This is a genomic window from Pseudoalteromonas sp. PA2MD11, assembly GCF_017808125.1.
GTDB lineage: Bacteria > Pseudomonadota > Gammaproteobacteria > Enterobacterales > Alteromonadaceae > Pseudoalteromonas > Pseudoalteromonas simplex.
Window position 1 is genome coordinate 1 of sequence record NZ_JADKNF010000012.1, and the last position, 23,848, is coordinate 23,848.

Annotated in this window: 34 protein-coding genes; 25 read left to right on the forward strand and 9 right to left on the reverse strand. The window is 39.3% G+C overall.

Features of this window, described 5'->3' with window-relative positions; translation table 11 throughout:
• Nucleotides 1-222 precede the first annotated feature (222 nt).
• The 3 genes from ISP07_RS13270 to ISP07_RS13280 all read right to left on the reverse strand — a co-directional run bounded on the left by ISP07_RS13270 (nucleotide 223) and on the right by ISP07_RS13280 (nucleotide 1,620).
• Entirely contained in the window at nucleotides 223-648 is a 426-nt protein-coding gene (locus ISP07_RS13270) for a secondary thiamine-phosphate synthase enzyme YjbQ (RefSeq protein WP_209327885.1), read from the reverse strand.
• A complete protein-coding gene (locus ISP07_RS13275) occupies nucleotides 645-1,112 on the reverse strand; it encodes a chemotaxis protein CheX (RefSeq protein ID WP_054554140.1) in 468 nt (155 codons plus the stop codon). The genes ISP07_RS13270 and ISP07_RS13275 overlap by 4 nt, the downstream gene beginning before the upstream one ends.
• A 73-nt stretch (nucleotides 1,113-1,185) precedes the next feature.
• Nucleotides 1,186-1,620: a transcriptional repressor gene (locus ISP07_RS13280; protein WP_054554141.1), complete on the reverse strand. Its 435-nt coding sequence runs from the start codon at nucleotides 1,618-1,620 to the stop codon at nucleotides 1,186-1,188.
• Nucleotides 1,621-1,714: 94 nt separating this feature from the next.
• Here ISP07_RS13280 and ISP07_RS13285 point away from each other — a divergent pair, with 94 nt between their 5' ends.
• The 8 genes from ISP07_RS13285 (at nucleotide 1,715) to ISP07_RS13320 (ending at nucleotide 7,326) form a co-directional block, all read left to right on the forward strand.
• Nucleotides 1,715-2,335, forward strand: coding sequence for a MarC family protein (locus ISP07_RS13285; protein ID WP_138601917.1), 621 nt, complete (start codon nucleotides 1,715-1,717; stop codon nucleotides 2,333-2,335).
• 97 nt (nucleotides 2,336-2,432) lie between these two features.
• Nucleotides 2,433-2,912: a hypothetical protein gene (locus ISP07_RS13290; protein ID WP_138601919.1), complete on the forward strand. Its 480-nt coding sequence runs from the start codon at nucleotides 2,433-2,435 to the stop codon at nucleotides 2,910-2,912.
• Nucleotides 2,913-3,370: 458 nt separating this feature from the next.
• Nucleotides 3,371-3,997: a hypothetical protein gene (locus tag ISP07_RS13295; protein WP_209327886.1), complete on the forward strand. Its 627-nt coding sequence runs from the start codon at nucleotides 3,371-3,373 to the stop codon at nucleotides 3,995-3,997.
• A 2-nt stretch (nucleotides 3,998-3,999) separates the two neighbouring features.
• Entirely contained in the window at nucleotides 4,000-4,590 is a 591-nt protein-coding gene (locus ISP07_RS13300) for an ImmA/IrrE family metallo-endopeptidase (RefSeq protein ID WP_209327887.1), read from the forward strand.
• 111 nt (nucleotides 4,591-4,701) lie between these two features.
• Nucleotides 4,702-5,016: a hypothetical protein gene (locus ISP07_RS13305; protein ID WP_209327888.1), complete on the forward strand. Its 315-nt coding sequence runs from the start codon at nucleotides 4,702-4,704 to the stop codon at nucleotides 5,014-5,016.
• A gap of 117 nt (nucleotides 5,017-5,133) precedes the next feature.
• Nucleotides 5,134-5,850 carry a hypothetical protein gene (locus ISP07_RS13310; protein WP_209327889.1) on the forward strand — a complete coding sequence of 239 codons (717 nt, stop codon included), beginning with the start codon at nucleotides 5,134-5,136 and terminating at the stop codon, nucleotides 5,848-5,850.
• A gap of 565 nt (nucleotides 5,851-6,415) precedes the next feature.
• Entirely contained in the window at nucleotides 6,416-6,964 is a 549-nt protein-coding gene (locus ISP07_RS13315; RefSeq protein ID WP_209327890.1) for a hypothetical protein, read from the forward strand.
• The gene (locus ISP07_RS13320; RefSeq protein ID WP_209327891.1) at nucleotides 6,964-7,326 is read left to right on the forward strand and encodes a hypothetical protein; all 363 of its coding nucleotides are present in this window, start codon (nucleotides 6,964-6,966) and stop codon (nucleotides 7,324-7,326) included. The genes ISP07_RS13315 and ISP07_RS13320 overlap by 1 nt, the downstream gene beginning before the upstream one ends.
• Before the next feature lie 16 nt (nucleotides 7,327-7,342).
• Here the strand turns inward: ISP07_RS13320 and ISP07_RS13325 are convergent, their stop codons facing one another.
• From ISP07_RS13325 to ISP07_RS13335, 3 genes are all read right to left on the reverse strand, one after another.
• Complete coding sequence (locus ISP07_RS13325) at nucleotides 7,343-8,155, reverse strand: hypothetical protein (protein WP_209327892.1); 813 nt, start codon at nucleotides 8,153-8,155, stop codon at nucleotides 7,343-7,345.
• Nucleotides 8,156-8,182: 27 nt separating this feature from the next.
• A complete protein-coding gene (locus ISP07_RS13330) occupies nucleotides 8,183-8,380 on the reverse strand; it encodes a hypothetical protein (RefSeq protein WP_209327893.1) in 198 nt (65 codons plus the stop codon).
• A 327-nt stretch (nucleotides 8,381-8,707) separates the two neighbouring features.
• Nucleotides 8,708-9,172, reverse strand: a complete 465-nt coding sequence (locus tag ISP07_RS13335; protein ID WP_209327894.1) for a helix-turn-helix domain-containing protein — start codon at nucleotides 9,170-9,172, stop codon at nucleotides 8,708-8,710.
• A 189-nt stretch (nucleotides 9,173-9,361) separates the two neighbouring features.
• Here ISP07_RS13335 and ISP07_RS13340 point away from each other — a divergent pair, with 189 nt between their 5' ends.
• The 13 genes from ISP07_RS13340 to ISP07_RS13400 all read left to right on the forward strand — a co-directional run bounded on the left by ISP07_RS13340 (nucleotide 9,362) and on the right by ISP07_RS13400 (nucleotide 17,046).
• A complete protein-coding gene (locus tag ISP07_RS13340) occupies nucleotides 9,362-9,640 on the forward strand; it encodes a helix-turn-helix transcriptional regulator (protein WP_209327895.1) in 279 nt (92 codons plus the stop codon).
• Nucleotides 9,637-9,891, forward strand: a complete 255-nt coding sequence (locus ISP07_RS13345; RefSeq protein ID WP_209327896.1) for a pyocin activator PrtN family protein — start codon at nucleotides 9,637-9,639, stop codon at nucleotides 9,889-9,891. Before ISP07_RS13340 ends, ISP07_RS13345 begins: the two co-directional genes overlap by 4 nt.
• Before the next feature lie 11 nt (nucleotides 9,892-9,902).
• On the forward strand, nucleotides 9,903-10,331 hold the full coding sequence (locus ISP07_RS13350; RefSeq protein ID WP_209327897.1) for a hypothetical protein: 429 nt from the start codon (nucleotides 9,903-9,905) through the stop codon (nucleotides 10,329-10,331).
• Nucleotides 10,332-10,340: 9 nt separating this feature from the next.
• Nucleotides 10,341-10,940, forward strand: coding sequence for a DNA N-6-adenine-methyltransferase (locus ISP07_RS13355; RefSeq protein ID WP_209327898.1), 600 nt, complete (start codon nucleotides 10,341-10,343; stop codon nucleotides 10,938-10,940).
• 30 nt (nucleotides 10,941-10,970) lie between these two features.
• A complete protein-coding gene (locus tag ISP07_RS13360) occupies nucleotides 10,971-11,258 on the forward strand; it encodes a hypothetical protein (RefSeq protein ID WP_209327899.1) in 288 nt (95 codons plus the stop codon).
• 2 nt (nucleotides 11,259-11,260) lie between these two features.
• The gene (locus ISP07_RS13365) at nucleotides 11,261-14,422 is read left to right on the forward strand and encodes a replication endonuclease (protein ID WP_209327900.1); all 3,162 of its coding nucleotides are present in this window, start codon (nucleotides 11,261-11,263) and stop codon (nucleotides 14,420-14,422) included.
• Between the two features lie 13 nt (nucleotides 14,423-14,435).
• Nucleotides 14,436-14,696, forward strand: a complete 261-nt coding sequence (locus ISP07_RS13370; RefSeq protein WP_209327901.1) for a hypothetical protein — start codon at nucleotides 14,436-14,438, stop codon at nucleotides 14,694-14,696.
• 2 nt (nucleotides 14,697-14,698) lie between these two features.
• Nucleotides 14,699-15,007: a hypothetical protein gene (locus ISP07_RS13375; RefSeq protein WP_209327902.1), complete on the forward strand. Its 309-nt coding sequence runs from the start codon at nucleotides 14,699-14,701 to the stop codon at nucleotides 15,005-15,007.
• 8 nt (nucleotides 15,008-15,015) lie between these two features.
• On the forward strand, nucleotides 15,016-15,297 hold the full coding sequence (locus tag ISP07_RS13380; protein WP_209327903.1) for a hypothetical protein: 282 nt from the start codon (nucleotides 15,016-15,018) through the stop codon (nucleotides 15,295-15,297).
• Complete coding sequence (locus ISP07_RS13385) at nucleotides 15,290-15,514, forward strand: hypothetical protein (RefSeq protein ID WP_209327904.1); 225 nt, start codon at nucleotides 15,290-15,292, stop codon at nucleotides 15,512-15,514. Before ISP07_RS13380 ends, ISP07_RS13385 begins: the two co-directional genes overlap by 8 nt.
• A 91-nt stretch (nucleotides 15,515-15,605) precedes the next feature.
• Nucleotides 15,606-16,124, forward strand: a complete 519-nt coding sequence (locus tag ISP07_RS13390; RefSeq protein WP_209327905.1) for a DNA adenine methylase — start codon at nucleotides 15,606-15,608, stop codon at nucleotides 16,122-16,124.
• A 128-nt stretch (nucleotides 16,125-16,252) separates the two neighbouring features.
• On the forward strand, nucleotides 16,253-16,672 hold the full coding sequence (locus ISP07_RS13395; protein ID WP_209327906.1) for a hypothetical protein: 420 nt from the start codon (nucleotides 16,253-16,255) through the stop codon (nucleotides 16,670-16,672).
• Nucleotides 16,672-17,046 (forward strand): hypothetical protein, encoded by a 375-nt coding sequence (locus ISP07_RS13400; RefSeq protein WP_209327907.1) that lies wholly within the window; start codon nucleotides 16,672-16,674, stop codon nucleotides 17,044-17,046. Before ISP07_RS13395 ends, ISP07_RS13400 begins: the two co-directional genes overlap by 1 nt.
• Nucleotides 17,047-17,134: 88 nt before the next feature.
• Here the strand turns inward: ISP07_RS13400 and ISP07_RS13405 are convergent, their stop codons facing one another.
• The 3 genes from ISP07_RS13405 to ISP07_RS13415 all read right to left on the reverse strand — a co-directional run bounded on the left by ISP07_RS13405 (nucleotide 17,135) and on the right by ISP07_RS13415 (nucleotide 20,240).
• Nucleotides 17,135-17,377 carry an ogr/Delta-like zinc finger family protein gene (locus ISP07_RS13405; protein ID WP_065978214.1) on the reverse strand — a complete coding sequence of 81 codons (243 nt, stop codon included), beginning with the start codon at nucleotides 17,375-17,377 and terminating at the stop codon, nucleotides 17,135-17,137.
• Nucleotides 17,378-17,451: 74 nt separating this feature from the next.
• Complete coding sequence (locus ISP07_RS13410; RefSeq protein WP_209327908.1) at nucleotides 17,452-18,486, reverse strand: phage portal protein; 1,035 nt, start codon at nucleotides 18,484-18,486, stop codon at nucleotides 17,452-17,454.
• A complete protein-coding gene (locus ISP07_RS13415) occupies nucleotides 18,465-20,240 on the reverse strand; it encodes a terminase large subunit domain-containing protein (protein WP_209327909.1) in 1,776 nt (591 codons plus the stop codon). The genes ISP07_RS13410 and ISP07_RS13415 overlap by 22 nt, the downstream gene beginning before the upstream one ends.
• A gap of 131 nt (nucleotides 20,241-20,371) precedes the next feature.
• Between ISP07_RS13415 and ISP07_RS13420 the strand changes: the two genes are divergently transcribed.
• From ISP07_RS13420 to gpM, 4 genes are all read left to right on the forward strand, one after another.
• Nucleotides 20,372-21,373 (forward strand): GPO family capsid scaffolding protein, encoded by a 1,002-nt coding sequence (locus tag ISP07_RS13420; protein ID WP_228290617.1) that lies wholly within the window; start codon nucleotides 20,372-20,374, stop codon nucleotides 21,371-21,373.
• A 44-nt stretch (nucleotides 21,374-21,417) separates the two neighbouring features.
• Nucleotides 21,418-22,425, forward strand: coding sequence for a phage major capsid protein, P2 family (locus ISP07_RS13425; RefSeq protein WP_209327910.1), 1,008 nt, complete (start codon nucleotides 21,418-21,420; stop codon nucleotides 22,423-22,425).
• Nucleotides 22,426-22,494: 69 nt separating this feature from the next.
• Complete coding sequence (locus ISP07_RS13430; RefSeq protein ID WP_209327911.1) at nucleotides 22,495-23,103, forward strand: hypothetical protein; 609 nt, start codon at nucleotides 22,495-22,497, stop codon at nucleotides 23,101-23,103.
• Between the two features lie 2 nt (nucleotides 23,104-23,105).
• Nucleotides 23,106-23,762 (forward strand): phage terminase small subunit, encoded by a 657-nt coding sequence (gene gpM, locus ISP07_RS13435; RefSeq protein WP_244886996.1) that lies wholly within the window; start codon nucleotides 23,106-23,108, stop codon nucleotides 23,760-23,762.
• Nucleotides 23,763-23,848 lie beyond the last annotated feature (86 nt).

Below are 23,848 nucleotides of genomic sequence, written 5' to 3' on the forward strand. Positions count from 1 at the left end.
CGGCACTAGCTCAGTTGGTAGAGCGCAACCTTGCCAAGGTTGAGGTCACGAGTTCGAGCCTCGTGTGCCGCTCCAATCTCTAAAAAATCCCAAAAACACTTTCTTAAATAATTTAGTTAATAGCAAGATTTGCTTACAGCTTACAGCTTACAGCTTACAGCTTACAGCTTACAGCTTACAGCTTACAGCTTACAGCTTACAGCTTACAGCTTAAAGTTAGTTTTAGAGCTGACCTTGGATCGTCGCGACAATGCGTCTTGCACCGCCATGATCTCGGTGTTCACCTAAATAGATACCTTGCCAAGTACCTAGCATTAAACGGCCTTGGTTAATTGGAATAGTGAGTTCAGCACCTAATGTACTGCTTTTTATGTGGGCAGGCATGTCGTCATCGCCTTCATAATCATGGCGGTAATAACTTTGTCGTTCTGGCACAAAATGATTGAAGTGACTTTCCATATCCATTCTTACTGTAGGATCTGCATTTTCGTTAATAGTTAAGCTTGCAGAAGTATGTTGAATGAATAGGTGTAATAAGCCGACTTTGTATTGTGTTATCTCTGGAAGTTGCCGAAGTAGCTCGTCATCAATGATGTGAAAGCCTCGTGAGCGAGGCTTTAATTGAATGGTTTTTTGCTGCCAGCTCATAGTTTATCAAAGCTAACTTCAATATTGGCGTTACCATCAGCTGATGTGAATGGAATTAATACCTTGGCGCCTTCACATTTATGAGCAATTGTATGTCCCTTACCAGACACTACAACTGGCGTTGCCATATCAAACTCATAACCTTTTTCACCGAGTAGGTTTTTAGCGCCACCTGTTACCATGTTAGTAATTTCACCTACCATGTCGGTTACTTCTTCATTTACCGTATCAGGGCGTTCACCTAGCATTCTTTCCATAATGGTCAGAGCTAGATTTTCATCAAAGGTGATTGAAAGTGAACCTTTAGTTTGTGGGCCAACCATACCAATCAAACCTGATACATCGCCACGGGCTAGTTCGTCTTTCTTTAAACTTGGTTTACCCGGCTTTAATTCTGTTTGAGCCATAGTGCTCAATACATTTAATAATGATGATAAAAAAGGGTTGATGAACTCCACATTCATTATTTATTTTCCCTTAGGTTTCGAAATGCCGTTAATCATACTTTAAGTGTAGTGGTTGTTTCAAACACCGCACTTATTCTTTGCATTTTTCGCATTTACCATGCGCTTCGATTGTTTGTCCAGAGACAATAAATCCACTTTCTGCAGCTAAGTTATTAAGTTCATGAGAAATTACTGTTGAATGCAATTCTTTTACATAACCACAGCTATCACAAATTAATAATTGTACAGGGTGGATGTGATCAAAATGATGGCACAACATAAATGAGTTGGTGCTTTCAATTTTATGAATAAAGCCAAGTTCCGATAAGAAATCGAGCGCTCGATAAATAGTGGCTGGTTTTGCGCCTGATTCAGTTAATTTAAGTTGTTCTAATAGGTCATAAGCACCCACACCACCTTGCGCACTAGCTAATAGGCGGAATACTTTTTCACGGATGGGTGTGAAACGAGCACCACGATTATCGCATACTTGTTTTGCTTTACTGACGAGTGATTCTATATTCATCTTCTCTTATCCTTACGCTACCGTGATATACTAACATACTGTATTGTAGTTGCAGTGTTTTTATTCGCTAACACGTTTTTGGGGAGTTTGATTAATGAGTGAATTGCTAGCGGCATTCATTTTCTTTTTTGCGGTAATCGATCCAATAGGCACAGTTCCCGTTTTTATTGCTGTTACGCGCTGGGATGATGCTAAGTTCAAACGTAAAGTTGCTTTAAAGGCGGTTGGCGTTTCGGCGCTGGTTTTATTATTTTTTGTTGTTGCAGGTGAGCTACTCTTAAACGCGATTAACATTCCCCTTTCGGCGTTTCAGATTGCCGGAGGAATTGTACTATTACTTTTTGCACTGTCGATGATATTTGGTGAAAGTAAACCTGAAACCGAGATAAAAAGCGTTCGTGATAGCACTGAAACCGCTATTTTTCCTTTGGCGATTCCTTCTATTGCCAGTCCGGGTGCCATGCTTGGTGCAGTACTAATGACCCGAAATACCGAATACACTTGGTATGAACAGCTTATAACTTCCTCAATCATGCTTTTGGTATTAGTAATTGTGTTGGTTTTACTACTACTTGCTACGCATGTTCATAAGTTAATAGGCGATAGTGGCGCAAGTATCATTAGCCGGGTGATGGGTTTAATTCTATCGTCAGTGGCGGTGACTAATATCTTAGGTGGTATTGCTCACTATTTTGGTTTAAGTGTCGTTGCGTAGTTTAATTTAAAGTGCATTTTCAGTGATTTAAATTTTGAATAATTGCCTTCTTTTATCTAACTTTAAAGAAGGCAATATAAATTTTAAGGAACAAAGAATGCTAATCAAAAACGTTGTTTTATCTGTTTTTCTGATTTTTAGTTTAGGTGCTTGCATGGAGCCGACCTATGATAGTGGTAAGCTAAAAGTCATCGAAGTAACAGACCATGATTTTAAAATTAATGGTGAAAGCGCCGTAACTGTAATTGTTGGTCATGCCAATGTGGCAGAATATAGCTTCTCACTTCGTAAAAGTGATTTAAAGAAAGGCACGCTCCTGCAGTCTGTGTCTGACAGTAATCCAAATGTCCGTGCTGATGGTACCTTCTTTAGCGAGTATTATGTGCAATCAAAAGATCACGACACGCGAGCATCAATTGAAATTGTAGAAATAGACCCCGTAGAGAAAATCGCACGAATTGCTGTTGGTGCTAAGCTAGTTAACCTGAAAAATGAGGATTACAAAGAGCTCGAAATTACTGTTTTAGAGCTTACGGGCCAAAATCTTGAACATCTTCTAAATGAAGTGAAGATGTAACCTTTCCATTTTTGCTTATTCTTCAAAGAAGTGAGATTGCAGTACACTTCTTCGTCTCTTTTCATCATCTGATCTTCGATTAAGCCATGCCGGGAGTTAGCTTCGGTGGTATAATGGCTGCAATTTTTCATTTCGGTGCATGCCTAAAGGTATGTGTCATCGCTATATTAAGCGTTAATCGTATTAGGTAATTTAAGTTGCAAGTAAATGCATTGATCTTTAAAGGGGCCATGTTATGAGCACAACGACATTAAACCGCCGTTTTTCCGTGGCACCCATGTTAGATTGGATAGATATTCAATAAAATAAAGCTCCTCATCGATGTAAGGGTGACTATTGGGAGCCCCTTAATTATTAGGGTGACTGATAATACAATTCCTAAATTGAATTTTAAGTGAAATTAAAGTTAATGTGTGTTAGTTTCCTCCAAATTATTTTTTAGTTAGACATGGTGTGTCGTGAATAAGGTCTGTGATTTTACAGCTCAATCAGGGAATGGTGCCCACAAGGTTACACAGCTAACCTTTGAGAACGAGTGTTTAAGACAAGAGGTTACAGAACTAAAAAATGAGATATCGAGTATATCTGATAAAACTAATAGCCAAAGCGAAAGTATTAGCAGTCTCCAATCTAAAATAGATGAAATTAAAGAAAGCTACTCATTAAATTTAACTGAGCATACTGCAAATGTTACTGAACAAATGCAGCATCAAAAGGAACTTTATAGTTCCTCTGTAGGTCTATATGAAGGCTTGAGTACATTTTTAACTGTGATAATAGCTATTGGCGGTATTATAACTTTCGCATTTGTAGGCTATTATAAAAAACAACAAGTCAAAGATGTTACAGATTCAGCTAAAAGTGAATTATCGAGTCAAATTAACGAAGGTGATTTTTTAATTAGCGCGGTAGTTAATGCATTTGATCACCCAAGCTTACAAGAGAAAATTGATTTAATTAAATCTGAGATTATCGAAAATCAAGAAACAGTAATGCAATCAATGTTTGAAGATAGAATAAATAATGAAGAATCTGCAAGTTTTAGAGATGTTTTTCGCTCAGACGTTACTACAGGGGAGGAGTGATTATGATTACTATGCAACAAATTCAAAAAGTCAGTAATGCTTACGACCTGTTAAAGCTTGTATATAATACAACCGATTTAACTACTATTGAACCGCCCATTAGCGTTGACCAGGTAATGTCTCACATTCAAGGTTTGAGCTTTTCAAATGAACTATCATTTGAAGATTGGGATAAATCAGGATACATAAAAGTAAATAGAGATATTAACAAACAGTTTCAATCAGTTCATTTGTGGGTAAATCCATCAGAAGGTGACCAGCGTCAGCGCTTTACGAAAGCCCATGAGTTAGGCCACTTAGTGCATGATATAGCACCTAAGATTGATAACCTAACTGAGGGAGAGGAGTTTGTTGATAAGCTAAATCGAGATGGTAAAACAAGCTTTGTAGAAAGAAGAGCTAATAAGTTTGCAGCTCAATTATTAATGCCATTAGACTTGGTAAAAAGTGAAGTTAATAAGTTAGTCGAGCAAGTTAAACGTGAAGGCAAAACAGCTACAGTGGATGAAGCAATATCTAAGCTTTCGGTAATCTTTAATGTATCTACCCAAGCAATGGGGTTTAGGCTTAAAGATTTAGGTTATATAAAATAGTAAAATTAAATAAAAAAGCCCGCTAACTAGCGGGTTTTTTTGTAAGTAAAATTTGCTATAACCATTTTCTCAACTAAACTAAATTTTTACTTAAATTTAAAGGGACTATTAATGACAATAAAAAGTGATTTCAGTGGGTTGAAAAAATTATCTAAAAACTTAGAAGACTTAGGCAATAAAAAATCCGTAACACTAAATGAGTTAATGAATGACAGTTTCGTATCTAGCCATTCTAAATATAAAAATTTTGATGAACTATTAAGCAGCAGCCCTTTCACTGTTGAAACAGTAGAAGATTTTAAAGCAATACCAGACGATGAGTGGGACAGCTATATAAGTCAAAATACTGATTATGGTTCTTGGCGAGAGATGCAGGTAAAAGCATTCGAATGTTATGCGAAAGAGCAAATAGAAAAAGATTTATAAACTAAGCCCGCTAAGCAGCGGGTTTTTTTGTGCCTGTATAAATCCCCAGCTTGTTAAAGTCTGAACGCTAACTTAACCTGTAAGCTTGCAAAGTTATGGAAAATATAAGGATTATGCATGGCTAAAGTAATAGGATGGATATTGGGTGTATTGGCAATTATCAGTGTAGGAATGCATTTTGATAATGGTGAGGTGTTTGCAGGTATTATTTGCATTATCGCTATTGGTTTTTCAATGCCGCCAATTCTCAATAAAACAAATGCTAGTAATAAACGAACAGCAGAAGCCAAAGGAAAAGCTTACTCTGAGCTCCCCCAAAAATCTGCAAATATTTTAAGTGTTGTTTTACTAGTAGTTGCAGGGTTCATCGGTAGTGGTAATCATCTGAAAAAAGAAAATACGGTTGAAGAACGACCTTTAAATACAAAGGTTGAATATAAACAGCTGGAAATAAAAGAAGAAATTAAACCTATAGATCTCATTTACCAGCTTAAAACAAAAGTTGATGAACTTGAGTATTGGTTTAGAGGGTCTTACGAACAGCATCACATACGTCAGTTCTATGACGTAAAAAACAATTATGATAAGCAACTTGATGTAATTTGTAATGATTTCGAAAGGCTGGTTCAAAAAACGGGGAACCTTAATAGTGATTACTACGATGAAAGTTTAGCATGCAAGAATTTTAAAATAACTCTTGTACATGTAATGCAAAACTTAAATGGTGGAACTTATTCAGAGATTCCAAGGTTGCGGGAAAAGTTTGAACCAGAATATCAAAACTTAAAAAAGCAAGTCGATGAAGAACTTGAAAGGTTAAATAATAAACAATGAGACCCGCAATAGCGGGTTTTTTATTAACTTAATTCCCGAAAAAGTCTATCGAGTAAATTTTTTTAAAAACTTTTTTAATTTTTTTCGTCATTTTTTATTGGATTTTTCCTGAAATAAAGACCGTGTTAGGAAGAAAAAAAATGAGCGAATCGCGCATTTTTACGTTTGTTGTAAGTTATTGCCGGTATTGTAGTTAGTGGATGAAAGCTAATATTAATGAATAAAAAACCGACGTTAACAAGGTAAAAAAGTGCGCGAACTTCGCACTATTAAATTGTTATATGTCAATCTGTTAGGAAGGTTTTGCTGTACATATAAACAGTGTTTTTGGTTGCTATTATAAATTTAATCATTACAATTAAATTTACATCAAGAAGTGATGTTTAATTAACCAGAAAAGGAACGAGGTATGAGTAATTTATATGCATTGAAAGTTTTAACCAAATTGGACGGTGGTAATGGTGGCGGCGGTGATGGTGTTGAGCCACCGAAAGAAAAGTAACTAAAAATCATAGTTTAACCTAACCAGCCTAAAACGCTGGTTTATTATCACCAAGGAATGCACATGCTCAATTTTTTTACCGCAACAGGCTGGATTATAAAGTCTTTAGAAGTACTCACCGTACTTTTTCTGATTGTAACTTTTAGCAAACACAAGTTTGCACTGTTTTTTGGCGGTAAAAAGAATTTAAATTCGCAAAGCGATCATACACTGCACTCATGTTTTATTGCTGCTCTGGCAGTTATGGTATTTCATTTTGTAAGCTCAGCTTTAGCGCAACATATAATAGCGTTGGAAATGGAAAAAATGATGTTACGTCAGTTTTTTTATTTCACCATGTTTACCTGCTCAATGGCCTTTGCTGTTACTTTGTTTTTATTGCATGTTATGCGTGGTTGCACATTTTCGCTAACAGCTCGTTTATGTATCTATTTATCAATACTGCAAGCAATGTTACAAATGCTGCAATTTATAATGCGTGGCATGCTTGATAACAGCATGTTGTCACCGTTTTATAGCACCACAGTTGTTGTTTTAAATGTTTTATCACTTGCGGTTGTTGCATCGTTTCCTGTTAAACAGTTTTTCCAAAGTAGTAAAGAGGTAGCCTAATGCCATTATTATTCGTCATGGCGATAAGCCTTGCAGTTATGTTAACTATTGCGGGCTATGTAATAGTAAGAGGCCATGCTACTACCAGTTTTGAGCTTACATTTAAACAATTAATAATCACTAAAGTGATTAGTGATTCAGTACAAAGTGAAGACGACAAAGGCATAGCACATAACATTGTGATGGACTTAGGTGAGGCTTTACAAAACAACCGAGAAATTGATGCATACGATAAGTTAAAGGCAATCAACGCACAGGCAATAAGCTATCGAGTAAAGAACCTGCAAGTCCCAGTAGAGCTTAAAATAGAACCTCAAACTAAACCAGAACCACCGCACCCATTTTTAAAAGTAATAAAGTAAAAACTTATAATTTTCTTTAATTCAAAAGCCTAGAAAATAGTGATTTATTTTTATCGTCTTTTCTTGGAACTTCGTGTTCCTTGAAAAGATCTTTATAGCCAAAGTCGTGAAGGCTTGCGTGCACTATTTCTCTAATAGGAATAGAAACTAAAAACTTACCAACATCAAGATCATCACTAGTCATGATGTATTCAAAAATAGGTTCATAGTCTGTAATTAGCTCTAAGCGTAATTCGTCATCACATCTATAACCACTTTTAAAAGGTAATATCATAATGTCATTAAGATGTTTAGCACCATGAACAGCGTAGCCAACATATACTTTTCTATTTGATAAAGTAAAAGCAATTGGAAGTCCTTTCTCATTACTTGTAAAATAAATGGTCGAAAATTCAGGAGTATCATCAGTTTCAGAGATTTTTTTGAAAGCCCCATGCCTTACTTCCATGGGAGTTGACCAAGTAATCAGCATTGCTATTAGAAGAAATAAAAACGGAAGTAGGAATGAAAGAGCTAAAGCAACAATTGAAACTTGAATAAAGTTTAGGAACCAAAGAGGAGTATGAACAGATGGAGCCAAATCTCTAAATATTTCTAACAACTCCATGCTTATGAAGCCAACAAAAAAAGAATCTTCGAGTCTTGGCTGGAAATACCAATATCCAATAAAAGCGATAATAAAAATTCCACTCCCGTAACTGGCTGAGTTTAAAAATGTGTGATAACCATTTGATTTATTAAATTTAGGGGAAGTGAAATAGCAGTTCTTACAGAAGATGAAACCAACAATAGAGATTAGTAGAATAATAAGAATAGTAGGTTTAACCATATAAATCCTTTTATAAAAAAAGAGCCTTTAGGCTCTTTCTTCATTGCGTATACAATTAATTTGTCGTTTGACTTCATCACTATTTCGAAATGATTCCATATCAACCTTAAATGCCCCATTTTTGGTCATTATCATTTTAATTTGATCATTTTTACTTTCTTCTACACCCGGAGCGATAATAGAAGCTAAATAAACTCTTATTTTCTCAAGTATATCTAAAATCATATAGCCTCCCATTCATGTTTTATGTATGTAAATACATAAATAAGTAATTACTTAATTAAGTAAAATATAACTGACGTAGTAGTCATCTACAACAAAATAAACCTGTTTAGGTTGACTTGAATCGCCTTGAATTGCCTTGAATTGCCTTGAATCGCAATAAATACGGCTCATATGATATTTTGTTATATAAAAAGATAAAATTCGTTTATTAAGGTGAAAAAAGCGTTATTAGACAGAAAAATCGTCAGTTAGAGGCAAAAATGAACTATTGGTTAGTAAAACAGTTCATCAATAAGAAAATGTCTGCATTAACAAAAAATGGCTTTACTAAGCCATTTTTTGTGTACTTGATGCGTTATTGGCCCTTGCTTCGATTACAGGGCGTAAATCTTTAAGTAGTATCTTACCGCAGTCGTTAAAGTCAACATTCTTGTCTTTATTTGGTTTAAACCAATCTAAGTGGCAAAACATCATTAAAGAACCTACCGCAACATCAATAAATTGTTCTTCGAATTCTTCTTCAGATAAAGAGCTACTTTCAGGAATTATGTCACCAGGTGCGTATTGCCCAGCTGCCGGATCTGTATCCCCAGTCACTAGCCAAAGTGCATACTTTTTAAATTTAGGGTGATTCGTTACTGCAAGTAAAGATTGCGTACCAACATCATGATTACCTGACTCGTATTTTTTGTAAGAGCTAATACCGATACCGACTAACTCAGAAAACTTAATTTGGTTTAAACCTGTAGTTCCGCGAATCAATTTAAATTTCTCGCCAAGCGACATTGACATGGTTCACCTTTATGATCTACGATTGTCACTAAGGTCACAAATATGACCCGTTTTTTATTTTTGGACTCAATGTTTGTTCTTTCTAACTGATAATGCATATAAAAAGTCCTTTTAACTAACTAGGTTAGCACAAAAAGTACAAAAAATGGAACCATGTAAAGTGCTATTAAATACTACGAGGAAATTAGAATGGATACTGAAAAATATCGCGTCACTATTAAAGGTGAGCCTATTGGTGAGAGTGAGAAGTTTCTAAGAGCAAAAGACATCACAGAAACTTGCTGTATTTCTAGAGCCATGATTTACAAATTAATGGCTGCTAATAAGTTCCCTCCATGCCACAGAATTAGCGGCTTAGTATTTTGGCTTGCAACTGACATAAACATTTGGCGCTCAATGACGCCTGAGCATTTCTACAATGAATATGGCGCACAGCTGAAAGCCAAAGCTGAGGGCGCAGCAGCATGAACATGACCTTTGCACTTTTAGCGATTTATAACACCCCAGCGGTGCCGCTTAAAGATATTTGTGAGGAGTATTTAGGCCTTAAGTTTAAAACAGCCGAACAAAAAGCAAAGGCAGCGCAATTACCTATACCTACTTTTAAAATGCGCGACTCAGAACGAGCCCCGACAATGGTAAACGTTACTGACTTAGGCGCGTATTTACAGGCACGTTACGACGCTGCGCAAAAAGAATGGCAAAGCGTAAATAACTAGGAGCAATGATCATGGCAACCCCCGTACAGAAAATCTTAGATAATCGCATTACCGAAACTGAAAGCAAAACGAATACAACACAGCTTAAAGCTGTTGAAGGTAAGAAAATACCTAAAGGGTTAGCAGATATTAGAGCGCTAAGAAACAATACAAAGCGAACACCTGGTTATATTTTTGATGCCGTTTTAACAGAGCAACAACGTGCAATTGTCTGCTTTTCAGCGGGTTTAAAACCACATTGTTCAAAAAAGAGTTTTTGCCACTTCAATGTTCAAGAGCGTAAAGCTGTACACAGAGCGCTTATCCAATTGCAAGGCTTACTAGCTGCGTTTACTGACGCCAACGTCCTTATGCCTGAAAAGTTTGAACGCACTCAGCCTAAGTTTGAAGTAGTTCCGCACTTGGTTGCAGAGCAACAAACTAACACTCAAACACATTAAGGATTGATCATGACGCCAGATCAGTTAATTAATCAAGATAGCGGCAATGTTGAATATTACACGCCAGATGAAGTGTTAGAGCGTGTTCACTTAATGTTTCCTGTTATTGATTTAGATCCAGCAAGTAATGAAATTGCTAATCAGTCAGTGAAAGCTAAGCGATTTTTTACCAAAGAAGATGACGCTTTAACGTTAGACTGGATTGCTGACACTGTTTGGCTTAACCACCCATTCAATAAAGGTGAACTAGCTTGCAAGCCTAAGTGTGTTAAGAAAATATGCAATGATCCTACTTATCATAAGTACCGAGGTCATTGTATTACCGAAGATATTGCAAGCAATGGTGATTGGGTTGATTACTACTTAAATCAGTTTGCTTTAGGCAACTTTAAAGAGGCGATGAATATCACCTTTGTTAATAGCTCAGAAGCATGGTGCCAAAAGTTATTAAGTGCGGGTGTTAGCTGCTTTATTGATGGCCGAACTCACTTTAAAGACCCGCAAGGCAATGTGAAAAAAGGCGCTACAAAAGGCTGTTTCATTACCTACTTAGGCCACCGAACCGAAGAATTTAAATCCATCTTTTCCACTCTTGGCGTTGTGAAATAACAGCCACTAAATCTCTAAAGGACTAATAAAATGACCTATATCAAAGACCAAGATCTATCTAAAAATCAGCAATTAGTTAAAAACATTGTTGTTCACGTTTTAGACCAAGCCAATTTTACTATTAAAAATTTAGCCAAGCGTCCAACGGTTACCATGCTCATGGAGTGTGAAAACTGCCTTACTGACCTAATGCCAGTAGTGCAATTAATTGCAAATGACCACATTGAATACGCCCCATTTTACGATCGACTAAGCGAAACGCTCGACGCAGTTCAGCGAGGTGCTGATTTTGACTTAATTGAAATCGAGCTTAATTAACAATGAGCTTATGGCCTACTTTAAGCTTCGACGTTATTACAGCGGTTTCAGCCATGGTTGAAACCGTTGATAACGTTGAGCATAAAGAAACCTTACTAAGCGGCCTAAGCCGTTTTACCCCTTATATGCAGTACAAAATGGCTAAGCAATACTTGGCTAAAGTGCAGCCGCATAATGATGTTTGGTACAAAGACGAGCCCATAAACCCAAGCGATGAAGCAAACGCTTGGTTTTATGATGTGCTTAAAAATGCAGAATATCGCATCGATGTTAGCTTTTTTAAACTAAGCAAACCTGCCAAGTCAGCACTTAAAAAAGTGCATAACAATAATCACCATAATTACATTGTGCGTGACCTTATTAGCTCTAATCGCAAAGCGAGTATTCAAGCTAGCTTTGTGCGTAGAACAGCTGAAACACTTAGCTTTACAGAAAAGCAGCGTGAAGTATTAGCACAAAAGAGGTTACAACCAGCTAGTGATGAAACCGCATTTTTACAAAAATTGGTAGGTGGTGAAGTAACAAGTTCTGTGCGCTCGATCATAGATGCAATTGACGATACTGCAGAAAAAAAATTTGTATATAAATGCTTAAGCAAAGTGCCAAAGCCATTACAAATGCGTGTGGCCAAACGTTTCATTGATAAGTACGAACCAAGCATTAAGCGCTACAAGCAAAAGCGCAATGAAACTACAGAGCAATACACCGATAGAATTGCTTCGCAATCCGCTGAGCTATATCAATTTGACGGTACAGCGAAAAAGCAAACCAATACGAATATATTCGATAGCATTCGTGATCACCGCAATGCTAACCAGTGGCTATTACGCACTATTAAAACGCTTAAGCCGCGCCTAACAATACTTAAACAGATCACCGACAGCATGCCTTTACCTTGGCATATTTTAGCGAATGTAGATAAAACCAAAAAACATGCTGAAGTACTGGCCCGAGAAGTAACCGAATTACTCAACGACTTACGCATTGAAAACCCAAGCTGGGGCGCTTTAGATAAGTTTGATGTGATCAGCCAGTATGCTGAAAACTTTGGCGTGACTCTTTTTGCTGCTGAAAAAGGCATTTACTTAACAGAGCCAGATGCCGAAGTTAGTTTGTTAAAAGCGCAATGTTACAAATGGTGGGGTCGTAAATTAAAGAATATTCGCCGCCGTTACCTAGAGCATTTAGAAATAGCAACAGGTGAAGTAGGCAAAGACTTGTTTGCAAAGTACGACAAAAAGAAAGGGACTAAAACAGTTCGAAAAGGCATTAATGCTTATTGCTCATACCAAGCGCTTAATGAATATAAAGCCGATCGTGAACGTGGCAAACGATACCTTGAAAGCCTTGAGTTAGTTAACGAACAAAACGATGTTATTTCGTTAATGAAAGCGGTTGAGGCAGGCATTGCTAACCCTGAAAATATGCGTAACGAGTTAATGCTTCGCATACGTGAAACCGAAGAACTGGCCGACGAAATGGGTTATGTAGGCGGTTTTTACAATATTACGGCGCCTAGTCGTTTTCATGCGAACTCGCCAAAGTGGGACGGTTCAACACCAAAGGATGCAAGCAATTATTTAAACAAGCTGTATTCACAAGCGCGGGCTAAATTAGACCGTCTAGAAATACCGTATTTTGGTGTGCGCGTAGCCGAACCTCATGCAGATGGTTGCACCCACTGGCACATGCTTTTATGGATGCCAGCTAGGTACTACGACAAAGTTAACCACCTTTTACGCCGATATTTTACCCGCGATGACCGTGAGGTATTTTTTCAGCGCTTTAAAAACCGTAAGCATTACCGCAGGAAGTACAAGCACAACCGTAAAATTTGGGGCCTAAATAAATCAAAAGGCATTTACACCAAAGCGCCGGTTAAAAACTATTTCCCAAGCAGCCCACGTTATACCGCCATGAAAATGGAGCCAGCAAAAATTGGCAAAGATGGTAAACGCATTGGTGGTGCAGCTGCCTATATTGCTAAGTACGTCAGTAAGAATATTGACGGCTTTGGTCTTGCCAACGAATACGATGCCGAAACAGGCGAGAAGTTTACCCAATCTGCACTTGTTAACCCGGTTAAAGCTTGGGCCAGTACATGGGGTATTCGCCAGTTTCAATTTCAAAAGTCACCCGCCATTACTATTTGGCGAGAGCTGCGCCGAGTGCGTGAAGAAATACAAGGCAATGAAGAACTAGAGCAAGTTCGCAAAGCGGCCGACCAAGGCGACTTTAAATCCTTTGTAACTTTAATGGGTGGCTTTGGTATTGGCCGCAATGCACGTTTTAAACCTGTTTATGAATATACCGAGTATGGCAATCAATATGCTGAATGCGTTAAGCGCATTAAAGGCATTGAAGACCTACACGAACCATGCACTTTGATTACCCGTGTTCATTCTTGGCAAAAACAAATTATTGGTACTGCCGCAGCTAACGACAACACCGCTGTAAATGGCGGGCAGGATGCTAACAACGTCGGCGCAGCCGACCTATCTTGGTCTAGTGGGAATAACTGTACGCCGTGCACCGTGGGCGATAGAGACGAGTTATTGCTAGATATGATCGGGTTTACCAAAAAACAGATCGAAAAGGTTAAAAAGGATCTGTTAGCAGGTAAAAGGATCAGGCGGAACGGCCAAATTTACCTAATTCGAGACGGTAATTTACTCATATTAGATGAAGAAAAGCAGTTAATTGAACACCGCAAGCAAGCGGTTGACTCAATCGCGCTTACTGAAATGCAAAAACAGCAGAAATTAGCAGGCGATCAACACTCTGAAATTTCAAAAGCCAGCCTATATGACTTTGCCCCCGAGCATGTAAAGCAGCTTAAGAACGGCGGCAATGTGGTTATTGGTAACCGTGTTTACTACATGCAAGGGCATGAGCTGCATAGCTTTGAAAAACTAGATCTTAATAAGCAACGCCCAGCTGGTAATACAACCCCATCAGAAAAGCATTATCAATATGCGCGTGAGCTCTACGACTTAGCGAACTCATACGCAAAATTAGATGGCAGAACTATGCCATCAGATACCCAGTTTAAAAAAGGTCATGCAGATGTAATTGGTGATCTTGATTTAGCTAGGCTCGTTCTAGCAGGTGAAGCAACAGCAGTCAGTGACAATGACTGGTGGGCATTAGATTTAATGGCGTAGGAGAACGTAAGTTATGAACCAAAAGTTAAAAAGACACTTAGAAAAATCGATACATATTTCTCAATGCATGCTTGAGGGACGGCCATTTCACATCAGTGACAGTGAAATAGAGTTTGTACCAGTGCCGGTGATGACAAGAACAACTGCAAAAAAGAGGGGTTTAGTTCTTAAACGTGGTGCCAAACCTGTAGGCCATTGGAGTTGGCAATTACCTGTTGGTGGTCGCGCCCATGGCGATCTGTATTTAGTCGAAAGATTCAAGAAGGCGGAATGAATATGGAACAAATAGAATTTATTTTGCTGGAAACAGAAAAGCAATTAGCTGTGAACAACAAAGCTAGGTTAATACAACCAAAAGCATGCCAAAGCTGCAATAACTTTATAAATCTTGGATGGGAGAAAGATCCACTACATCCATTAAATTCACTGCTTAAAGCAGAGTGCGAAACTATGTTTGGATTATGCGAATTAAAAGATAAAAAGCTATTTGGTGATCAAATATGTGAAAAATTTAAAATTCACAGAATTCTAGATGGAAAAGCAGATCTTCAAAATATAAATAACAGACCACAACGAAAACAGTAGGTGACTCTATGAATACTAATCAAGCAGAAGAAAAAATGCTCGAAACAGGGCTATTCTACAACGACATATTACTAGGGCGTGAGTTTGGTTGCTCAGCAAAACACGGTGCCCGTTGCATTAAAAACATATGCGCCGACCCACGTTACAAAGTGGTGATAGAGCGAAGCCCAATTAAACGGGTAAAAGTAACCGCCATCGATGGCCGAACTATGACTATTGATAAACTACAAAACACGGCGCTGTTATTTAAACGTCCTGCTTTATTAACTGGGGGGAATTGTCATGCATGAGAATAATCAAACCGATATACACCAAAACAAGATTTATTGCGGTACGGAATTTTACCTTGCAATGAGAGCAGAGTGCGGTGTGCTGTATGGCAGTTCGTTTAGGTTTAAACACATAACTTTCGTTCAAGACGAAAATCTACACCCAAGGCAGTTATTAGCACTTGATAGCAAATTAAAACCTTTACTTGATGAACTTAAAAAGGGGTTTGAAGCGTGAAACCAACCGTTAAACGCCGCAACTGGGTATATCACTCAGTTGTTAAACCAAAGATAAATTTAAAATAACTGCAGCAAAGCCATTTTTAGCTATGAAGTACTATCGCTCGAGTACAGACAAATTTAACTATGTGGTACCAGAAAACAAAATTTGTGGTTGTGCTATTGAGTGGCTAGAAAATTTTAAACCATTTTGTAAAACCCAGCTTTATCTTGATCCGCCATACATGCCTGAAACCAGAACAAGCAATGCACGTTATCAGCATGAAATGACAGAAGCCGACCACAAACGTTTGTTACTAGCTGCAAAACAACATATCCCCGAAGACGTTAAAATCATTATTTCTGGCTATGACAACCAGTTATACAACGAAATACTAAAAGATTGGTGGCGTAAAGACTTTCAAGCGATGACCCGTGGCGGCGTTCGTACAGAAACAATCTGGCTTAACTATCAACCAGGTGATGTGCATTACCACACTTTTGCGGGTGAGAACTTTACTGACCGTCAACGTATTAAGAGAAAAGCTGAGCGTTGGGCAAAAAACTTTGAAGCTTTACCGCCAGCTGAAAGACAAACCATAATGGCGGCTTTATTAGCCGTGGAGTAAATTACTATTCCAACATTAAAAAAGTGCAAAAAAAATTAAAATAACACTTGCCATTGTTTCCAATGGAAACTATTATACTTACATAGAGTTTCCAATAGAAACAAATTAAAGTAAGCAAGGACATAGCCATGTTATTAAATAAAACAATTTCTCACATTACTTCTAAAGAGCAGCTTAACGTAGAAACTAAAATTTACAGCAATGGCAACTTGCCAACACTGGCAGCAAAGGTGTTTGATTGCACTCAAACAAGCGAAAACACCCTCGCTAATGATGCTTTAACTAAAACGATTTATGTTTACTGTGATGCAAACGACGAACTTTATATTGAAGATGTTGATTCGAATGAAATGATTTTCTTAAATTCATTCTTCAATAGCTTAGAAGTGTATGAGAAAACAACGGCAAGAGGTGTTTTTGAGGCGCTGCAAACAGCATTTAAAAATCACGTTCTAGATTTAGTGTTTAATGATATTCAACGCGCAAATGCGCCAGCAGTAGAGTTAGACGATGCAGCAAACCAACCATTTGATCCAGATAATTTCTAATGAATAGAGACCAACTTCAAAGCCAGCTCAATGAGCTGGTTGAGCTGGCAGGCTCAGACAGGGCAGCCGTTGACTATATTTTAAAAGTCAAAGGCTGCGCCCCGACGCACAGTGCAATTTATAAAGCGCGCAAAGGGTCTGGTACTGACTACACGGTGGCGTGTTATATCAGTGATATCAAAGAGGGAATGAATATGTTAAAACAAGAGTTAGTCAACGCAGTAAAAGAACAGCACGCTATTGTGACGCAGATTGATCACGATGGCACTGCATTTATCGAGTACAACGGGCAGCAGCGCTTTTTAGAAATGAATGACTTGCAGTTGCAAGATAGAAAAGTGATTAATGACGCATACAAGGCGTATACGAAGTAAATTAAATCAAGGTCGCACAGCGGCCTTTTTTGTTTCCTCGTTCTGACAATATTCCAATATCGCCCCAGTTAGTAAGGGTTTCTCATTTTTATAAACCCATTAATTCTAATTGTTGTTCACGGGGTAAGTTTTTAAGTAACGATGCGGCAAGTTCTGCCGTTGTTTGGCGAGGTGGGTTTAAGTAATGTTTAAATGCTAATGTACTAACAAACGTTGCTCCACAGTTTTTAACATCAGTACACGAAATATAAAGATCAGCTACATGGGTTGATTGATTTTCTCTTGATGAAATAGTCGCTTTACTTCCACAGTTTGGACATGTTACCCGCATAGCATTACCCATATAAATAATTTAGATACACTGTGATTATATACAGTGTATCTATCTATAACAAATAAGGTGTATTAAGCTGCTGGCTCTAAATCAAACTTTAGTTTTAACTTGCTGCCTATTTCAGGATCTTGTTCAACCGCATCGACCAAATTTTTGATTAACGGTTTAGTCTCGTTTTTAAAATACATGGCATCGTATTTTGTAGGGTCACCAAGGCCTGCGTTGTTAGATGGAATAATGCCAGATAAGCCTGGCGGAAAACGGTGAGCGTTCAACACATCTTGTGCTGATACGTTCTTAACGTTCATAAACTCGTCTTTACTTTCAAAGTTACCGACAGGGATTATCTGTAAGCCTTTTTCTTTACCATTGGGAATATTCACGAACAACGAGCGGAAATTTCCCACGCCCTTACTATCTTGAATTTTCTCTTTGATATCGTCTTCAACTTCAGGGTCTAAGTTTGGATCAGTGGCGTACATGATAAACCCCATGTGCGCGCCGTTGATGTAGTATTTACGGCGAAACAGGGTCGCATCTTCATTTAAAAGCGTCGCTTGTAAACCGCCTAAGTAATCAGGGCAACCATATACTTGTTGAACAGGATCATACTGTTTAATCCAAATGATATCGCGGGCTTTGTATTTTCTCACTTGATTGTTACGTTCAAGCACTACGGCACCACCATCACCAGCCGCTCGAGTGCGATAACTTGGCAACGGGAATAATCGCACCGGTTGCTTAAAGCCGTTGCGAATTTTAAGCAATGCCACATCACCAAATTGCACTAGATTTAAAAATGCAGCCTGTACTAGTTGGGCACTCATACCACCTGATATATAACGACCAGCTGCCATATTGGCGCGGCTTACTACAATGCCGCCGTGCTGGGCATTGCGGCGAGTAAGATTTGCTAATAAATGACGGTCTACGGGCGGCTCCCAATAACCGTCCATATCGTTATAAAATAGCGAGTCATAATCGGTTAGCCACATATGTGGCATAACTTGTTCAGGTAAGCTAAACACAACGGGCGCATTTTGTTTACCTTGTTGATCGTCTTGTTGATCGTTTGGCTGGTCAGTTAGTTTTTCTGCATGGTCCATCGTGATTTTCTCTTAAATGCGTGGTTAATCGGTTCGTTGATCACGGCATGACTTATTGCAAAAAATACGTCTGCATGACCTGTGGTGTTATCGCGGCTGGCTTTAAAGGTAATTGCGCCACCTGATTCAGTGCTGGTTTTACGAATGGCTAGGCAGCTCATGGCAATGTCTTTATGTGATGCATCCCATTCAATCCGGTTTGCTTCTACTAAGTCGATCATCTTGAGTACTAAGCGGGTTTTACTGGTTACGCTGTAATGAATAGCTTGGGCTTCGCGCGGGTAGAGGGTTTCTATTGAATCAAATACACCTGCACCAATGCCTGTGGTATCAACACCAATATAAGTGACGCGATACTTTGCATATATCTTTTGAATCTCACTTACATGGTGAGCGAAGTTCATTCCACGCCAATAGTGCTTTTCGAGTACACGGAATTTTTCACCGTCTTTTTTAGGTGGCGCTACCACTACTAATGTTGCGTTATCGCGGGTTCGTGAAGGGTCGTAACCTAGCCATACCTCACGGTTACCAAATGGCTGTGCTGCACTTGGTTTGTGATCTTGCCAACGGGATGCATCGACCATGCATTTTTCAAGGTCGCTGAATTTAAATATACTGTCTGCATCATCAACAAAGATGCACATAAACAGGTTATTAAAGTCATCGGCGTTGTATTCATCGCGCAGTTCGTCAATGTCAAAGAGGTCACAACCCCCGTTTTGCGCATCAACAATGGTAACCACATAGCGCCACTGTTTATCTGGGCAGAGTCTGCCGCCATCGCGTAATTCATCAAAGCTGGGGAATTCAATTTCTTCGCGTTCGGCGCGGCCTTGTCGCCAGTGATCACCCGTCCAAAATGTATAGGCAGGGTGCGCTTTAGTCGACGGCGTTGAAAAGTAAGTTTTACGCCACTTTTTATGGGTTGCCATCGCACTGGCAAGTTTATTGAGCTCGTTAAACTTACCTATCCAAAAATACTCATCTATATAAACATGGCCGTGGTAACTTTGCGCAGTTTTGCTATTGGTACTTAAGAACCGCAGCTCAGCATCACCGTGTTTTGTGTGTAACGTAATTGGGTTACCGGTTAACTCAATCTCAAAGAATTCATGAGCAATAGCCACAATGTAACTGCGGAAAACCTCAGCTTGCGCACGACTGGCTGATAAGAATATTTGCGGATCACCACTTAACACCGCATCTTTAAATGCTTCACCAGCAAAGTAATAGGTCGCACCAATTTGTCGGCTTTTAAGAATATTTCGAATACGTTGATGCAAGTTTGCATGCATCGTTTTTTGGTATTCAAAAAGTGAGTCGTACCAGGTGGCAAAATCTTCTTCGGTTAAATGGCTTACATCATTTTTTCGTTTGCGGCCTTTTGGCTTTGAGTTGCTTTTATCGCTTGGTTGATTTGAGTTGGCCTGACTATTTTGAGGTTGCGGATTTTTTGCAGCTTCTTCTTGCGCACGTTGTTTTTTAAGCTTTACATGCTTTTCAATAAGCATGTCGAGTTCTTTTATTTGATTACCTGTTTTATCGCTAATATCAGTTAAACAAACAATGCGCCTTGCAATGGCTTCGTCGACTTCTTCTTCACGCAGTAAGTCGCGCCAGCTATATTTATCAGCCCAGTAATAAACAACACGATCATTAGGCAAGTCTAATTCGCTACGAATTTCACTTGGTGTGTAGTGTCGTAAATAAAGCCGCTTTGCTGCTTCGCGTATTTCCGGTGAATAAGCCATTTAAGTGCTAATTACTCATGTAAAAATTGATAACTAGCGACAGTGTATTCATTTATAATAAGCTTATAACTGACTAAAAAACCTACCTTTTCCTAGAACATCAATCTAGGAATTTCTAAAAATCAAACCAAATGAAACGCCCATTTTTTAGGGCTATGCTGCGCTTAAATATTGGTTTTAAGCAACACGGCAGCGTAATGAGTAAACAAACAGGTTGGGTAATTGCAGCAACTGAAGGTGCAACGGTTGACGGCCGCGCTATTTCAAAAGAGTGGATCAATGATATGGCCGAGCTTTACTCGGTTGATGAATACACTGCGATGATTTGGCCTGAACATTTTCGCTCATTTTGGGGCCCATCTGAGGGTAAAAACTGGGGCACTGTTGACGAAGTAAAAGCGGCCAAACATAAAGGTAAGCTTCGTCTTTTTGTAAAACTAACAGCAAATCAATACTTATTAGATGCTAACAAAGACGGCCAAAAGCTGTTTATGTCTATTGAGCCAAATCCAGATTACCAGAATCAAGGTCGTTGCTATCTACAAGGCTTAGCTGTTACCGATTCGCCTGCAAGCACTGGCACCACACGCTTAAAGTTCTCAATGGGCGAAACTGAAAAAAGCCATGAATATAGCCAGCTTGAAGAACTTCACATGAGTGACTTTGTGTTCAGCAAAGAAGAGCCAGCTACACCTTTAGCCAAAGACAAGCAATCTAAATTCATGAATTTACTTGCACAAATGGCAAGCCTATTTACTTCTGAACAGCCGAGTGTTGATGAACAACACGATTCCACCGAGGACGAACCTATGAACAAAGAACAGTTTGATGCCGTAATGGGCAAGTTTGAAGGATTAGAAACCAAGGTAACCGACCTTGAAACTAAATTCAGCAAACAACCAACAGGCGAAGAGAAACCACCAAAGGCCGAAGAAACACCGCCAGCCGCAGAGCCTGAAGGTGATAAAGGCGCAGCAGGTGTTACCACTGAGCAATTCAGCCAGTTAATGGATAAGCTAGAAGGTTTTGGCAAAAAAGTGGACGGCATTGAGAAAAAATTTAACGCGCTTAGCCAAGAGCAAGAAGACCAAGAACCTAACCCATTAGGCGGCGATAGCATAGACCTGGTTTAACCCAGCTCTTCTTTTTATTAATGCATAACAGAGCGAGATAAAGCATGCACTTAAATCAAATAGCCGCTGGGTATTTAAAACATTACTCAACGCAACTAGCCAAAGCATTTGGTGTTGAAGACGTAACAAAGCAGTTTGCAGTTACACCACCAATGGAAACAAAGCTCCGCGCGGCGCTTTTAGAGTCTGTCGAGTTCTTAGGCATGATCACCACCATGCCAGTCGATCAGTTAAGTGGTCAAGTTATAAAAGTGGGTAACTACGGTATTGCAACAGGGCGAAAAGCGGGTGGCCGTTTTAGATCTGACCAAGACGTTGATGGTTTCAAATACCAGCTAACAGAAACCGATTCATGCTCAGCAGTTACTTGGGCGCTGTTATCTGCATGGGGTAATGCCGGTAACAAAAATGAGTTCATGCAAAAAATGAAAGACAACGCAACACAACGATTTGCACTCGATATGTTACGCGTTGGTTTCAATGGTACGTCAATCGCCGCTACATCAGACCCAGTTGCTAATCCGCTAGGCCAAGATGTAAACAAAGGCTGGCATCAAATTGTAACTGAGGAAGCGCCTGATCAAATTATGACTGACTCAGTCTATTTTGACCCAGATGGTGCTGGCGATTACAAAACGTTAGACGCTATTGTGACTGAACTTAAAAACACGCTTATTCACCCGTCATTGCGTAATGACCCACGCCTAGTTGTATTGGTAGGTAGCGACCTAACGGCCACAGCTCAAACACACATGATGAACCAAGCTGATAAGCCAAGCGAAAAAGTCGCTGCTCAGCAAATGGATAAAAACATTGGTGGCCTACGTGCTTATACACCGCCGTTCTTCCCGGGCAAACGCATTGTAGTAACCATGCTAAGCAATTTGCATATTTATACGCAGCGAAACACATCACATCGTAAGTCTGAAAACGTTGAAGACCGCAAACAGTACGAAGATAAGTACTGGCGCAATGAAGGCTACGCAATTGAAGAGTTTGAAGCCTACGCCGCGATTGACGAAGCTGCCATGAATATTGGCGCTAAGCCTTAATAAATATTGATTTTTGGCTAGGCAGTGATGCCTAGCTTAATAATTCATTACTAATTAGAGGATCATGCCATGAGTGTCATTGCTGATTTTAAAAAACGTCGTATTGCTGCAAAAGCAAAGCAAAAAGTAGTTTCTGAAACAGGCAAAAAACTAGTTGATACATTGCAAGGTTTGGCTGATGAAGCCAAAGAAAACACCGCGCTTAAATTGCTCGCGCAGTTGCTAGGTTGTGACGAGTCAAAAGCGATTGAAACCGCTCAAGAATATGTTGATCAGAACATCACATTTTTTGACAAAGGCTTTGACCCTGCCAACGGTGAAGAACAAACCTTCTTTGCAGAAGTAACGATTGATGATGAAAACAATGTTGAAATCGTTGAAGTAAAGCACGTTGAAACTCCAACCGATGAGCTTAACACAAGCATAGCGAATGCTGACGATGCTGCAGAGTCATTAGCTGATAGTGCCGAGCAAGCAAGCAGTGCGGCAAGCAACATTGAAAGTGCCGCCGATAAAGCCAGCGATGCAGCAAGCGACCTAGCTTACAGCGCCGATGATATTAACCAAACGAACAGCGAGTTAAAGGAAGCGGTTGACGAGTTAAAAAAGCCGTCGGAGGAGCAAAAATCCTCAAATTCAAAGAGCAAAACGCAGCCAAAAAGCAACTCGAAAAAGTAAGCGTGTCGGGCTGTGGTGAATATGCACCCAGCTTGCACCTACAGCTAATTGAATTAGACGAAGACTTAAAACGACTAAAAGGCTTTGTGCGCCGAGCTGACAAAATAGCTCATAAGCGCGATGTATTACTGCCGAAGTGGTTACCAATTGTTGAAGACTACATAACGAAAGAAGGCAAACAAAATGAAGACAACCCGATTTTCTCGTATTGCACTGTATGGCTGTTTGATGTTGGCAACCTCGCTCGCGGCATCGAGCTTGGACTTCGCGCCATTGAGCTTAACCAGCCCATGGTTAAAAGCATTCGCCGCCAGTGGCCTGGTTTTATTGCCGACACTGTTTTTGATTGGGCGCAAACGCAAGCAGAAAAAGGCCACAGCATTGAGCCTTACTTTGGGCAAGTGTTCAAGCTTGTTGCGGATCATTGGAAATTACCAGAGCAAGTTACGTCTAAATATTACAAATTTGCGGGCCTTGCGTTATTGCGCACGAAAAATGGCGAAGTTACGCCATCGCACGTTGGCGACTTGCAGCGCTTACAGCAAGCCGATGGCTATTTAGCTAAAGCGCAGGAACTGCATAAGCACGCACAAGTTAAAACCGTAAGAAACAAAATAGCGATGAGAATTAGAGCGCTTGCTGAGCTTAACGCACAGTAAGCAAACCGTCTCCAAACCCTCCAGTGCATTAGCTGAGTGTTTTAAAAGGCGACTTTTAAATAATCACTGTAACGCTAACTGCACTG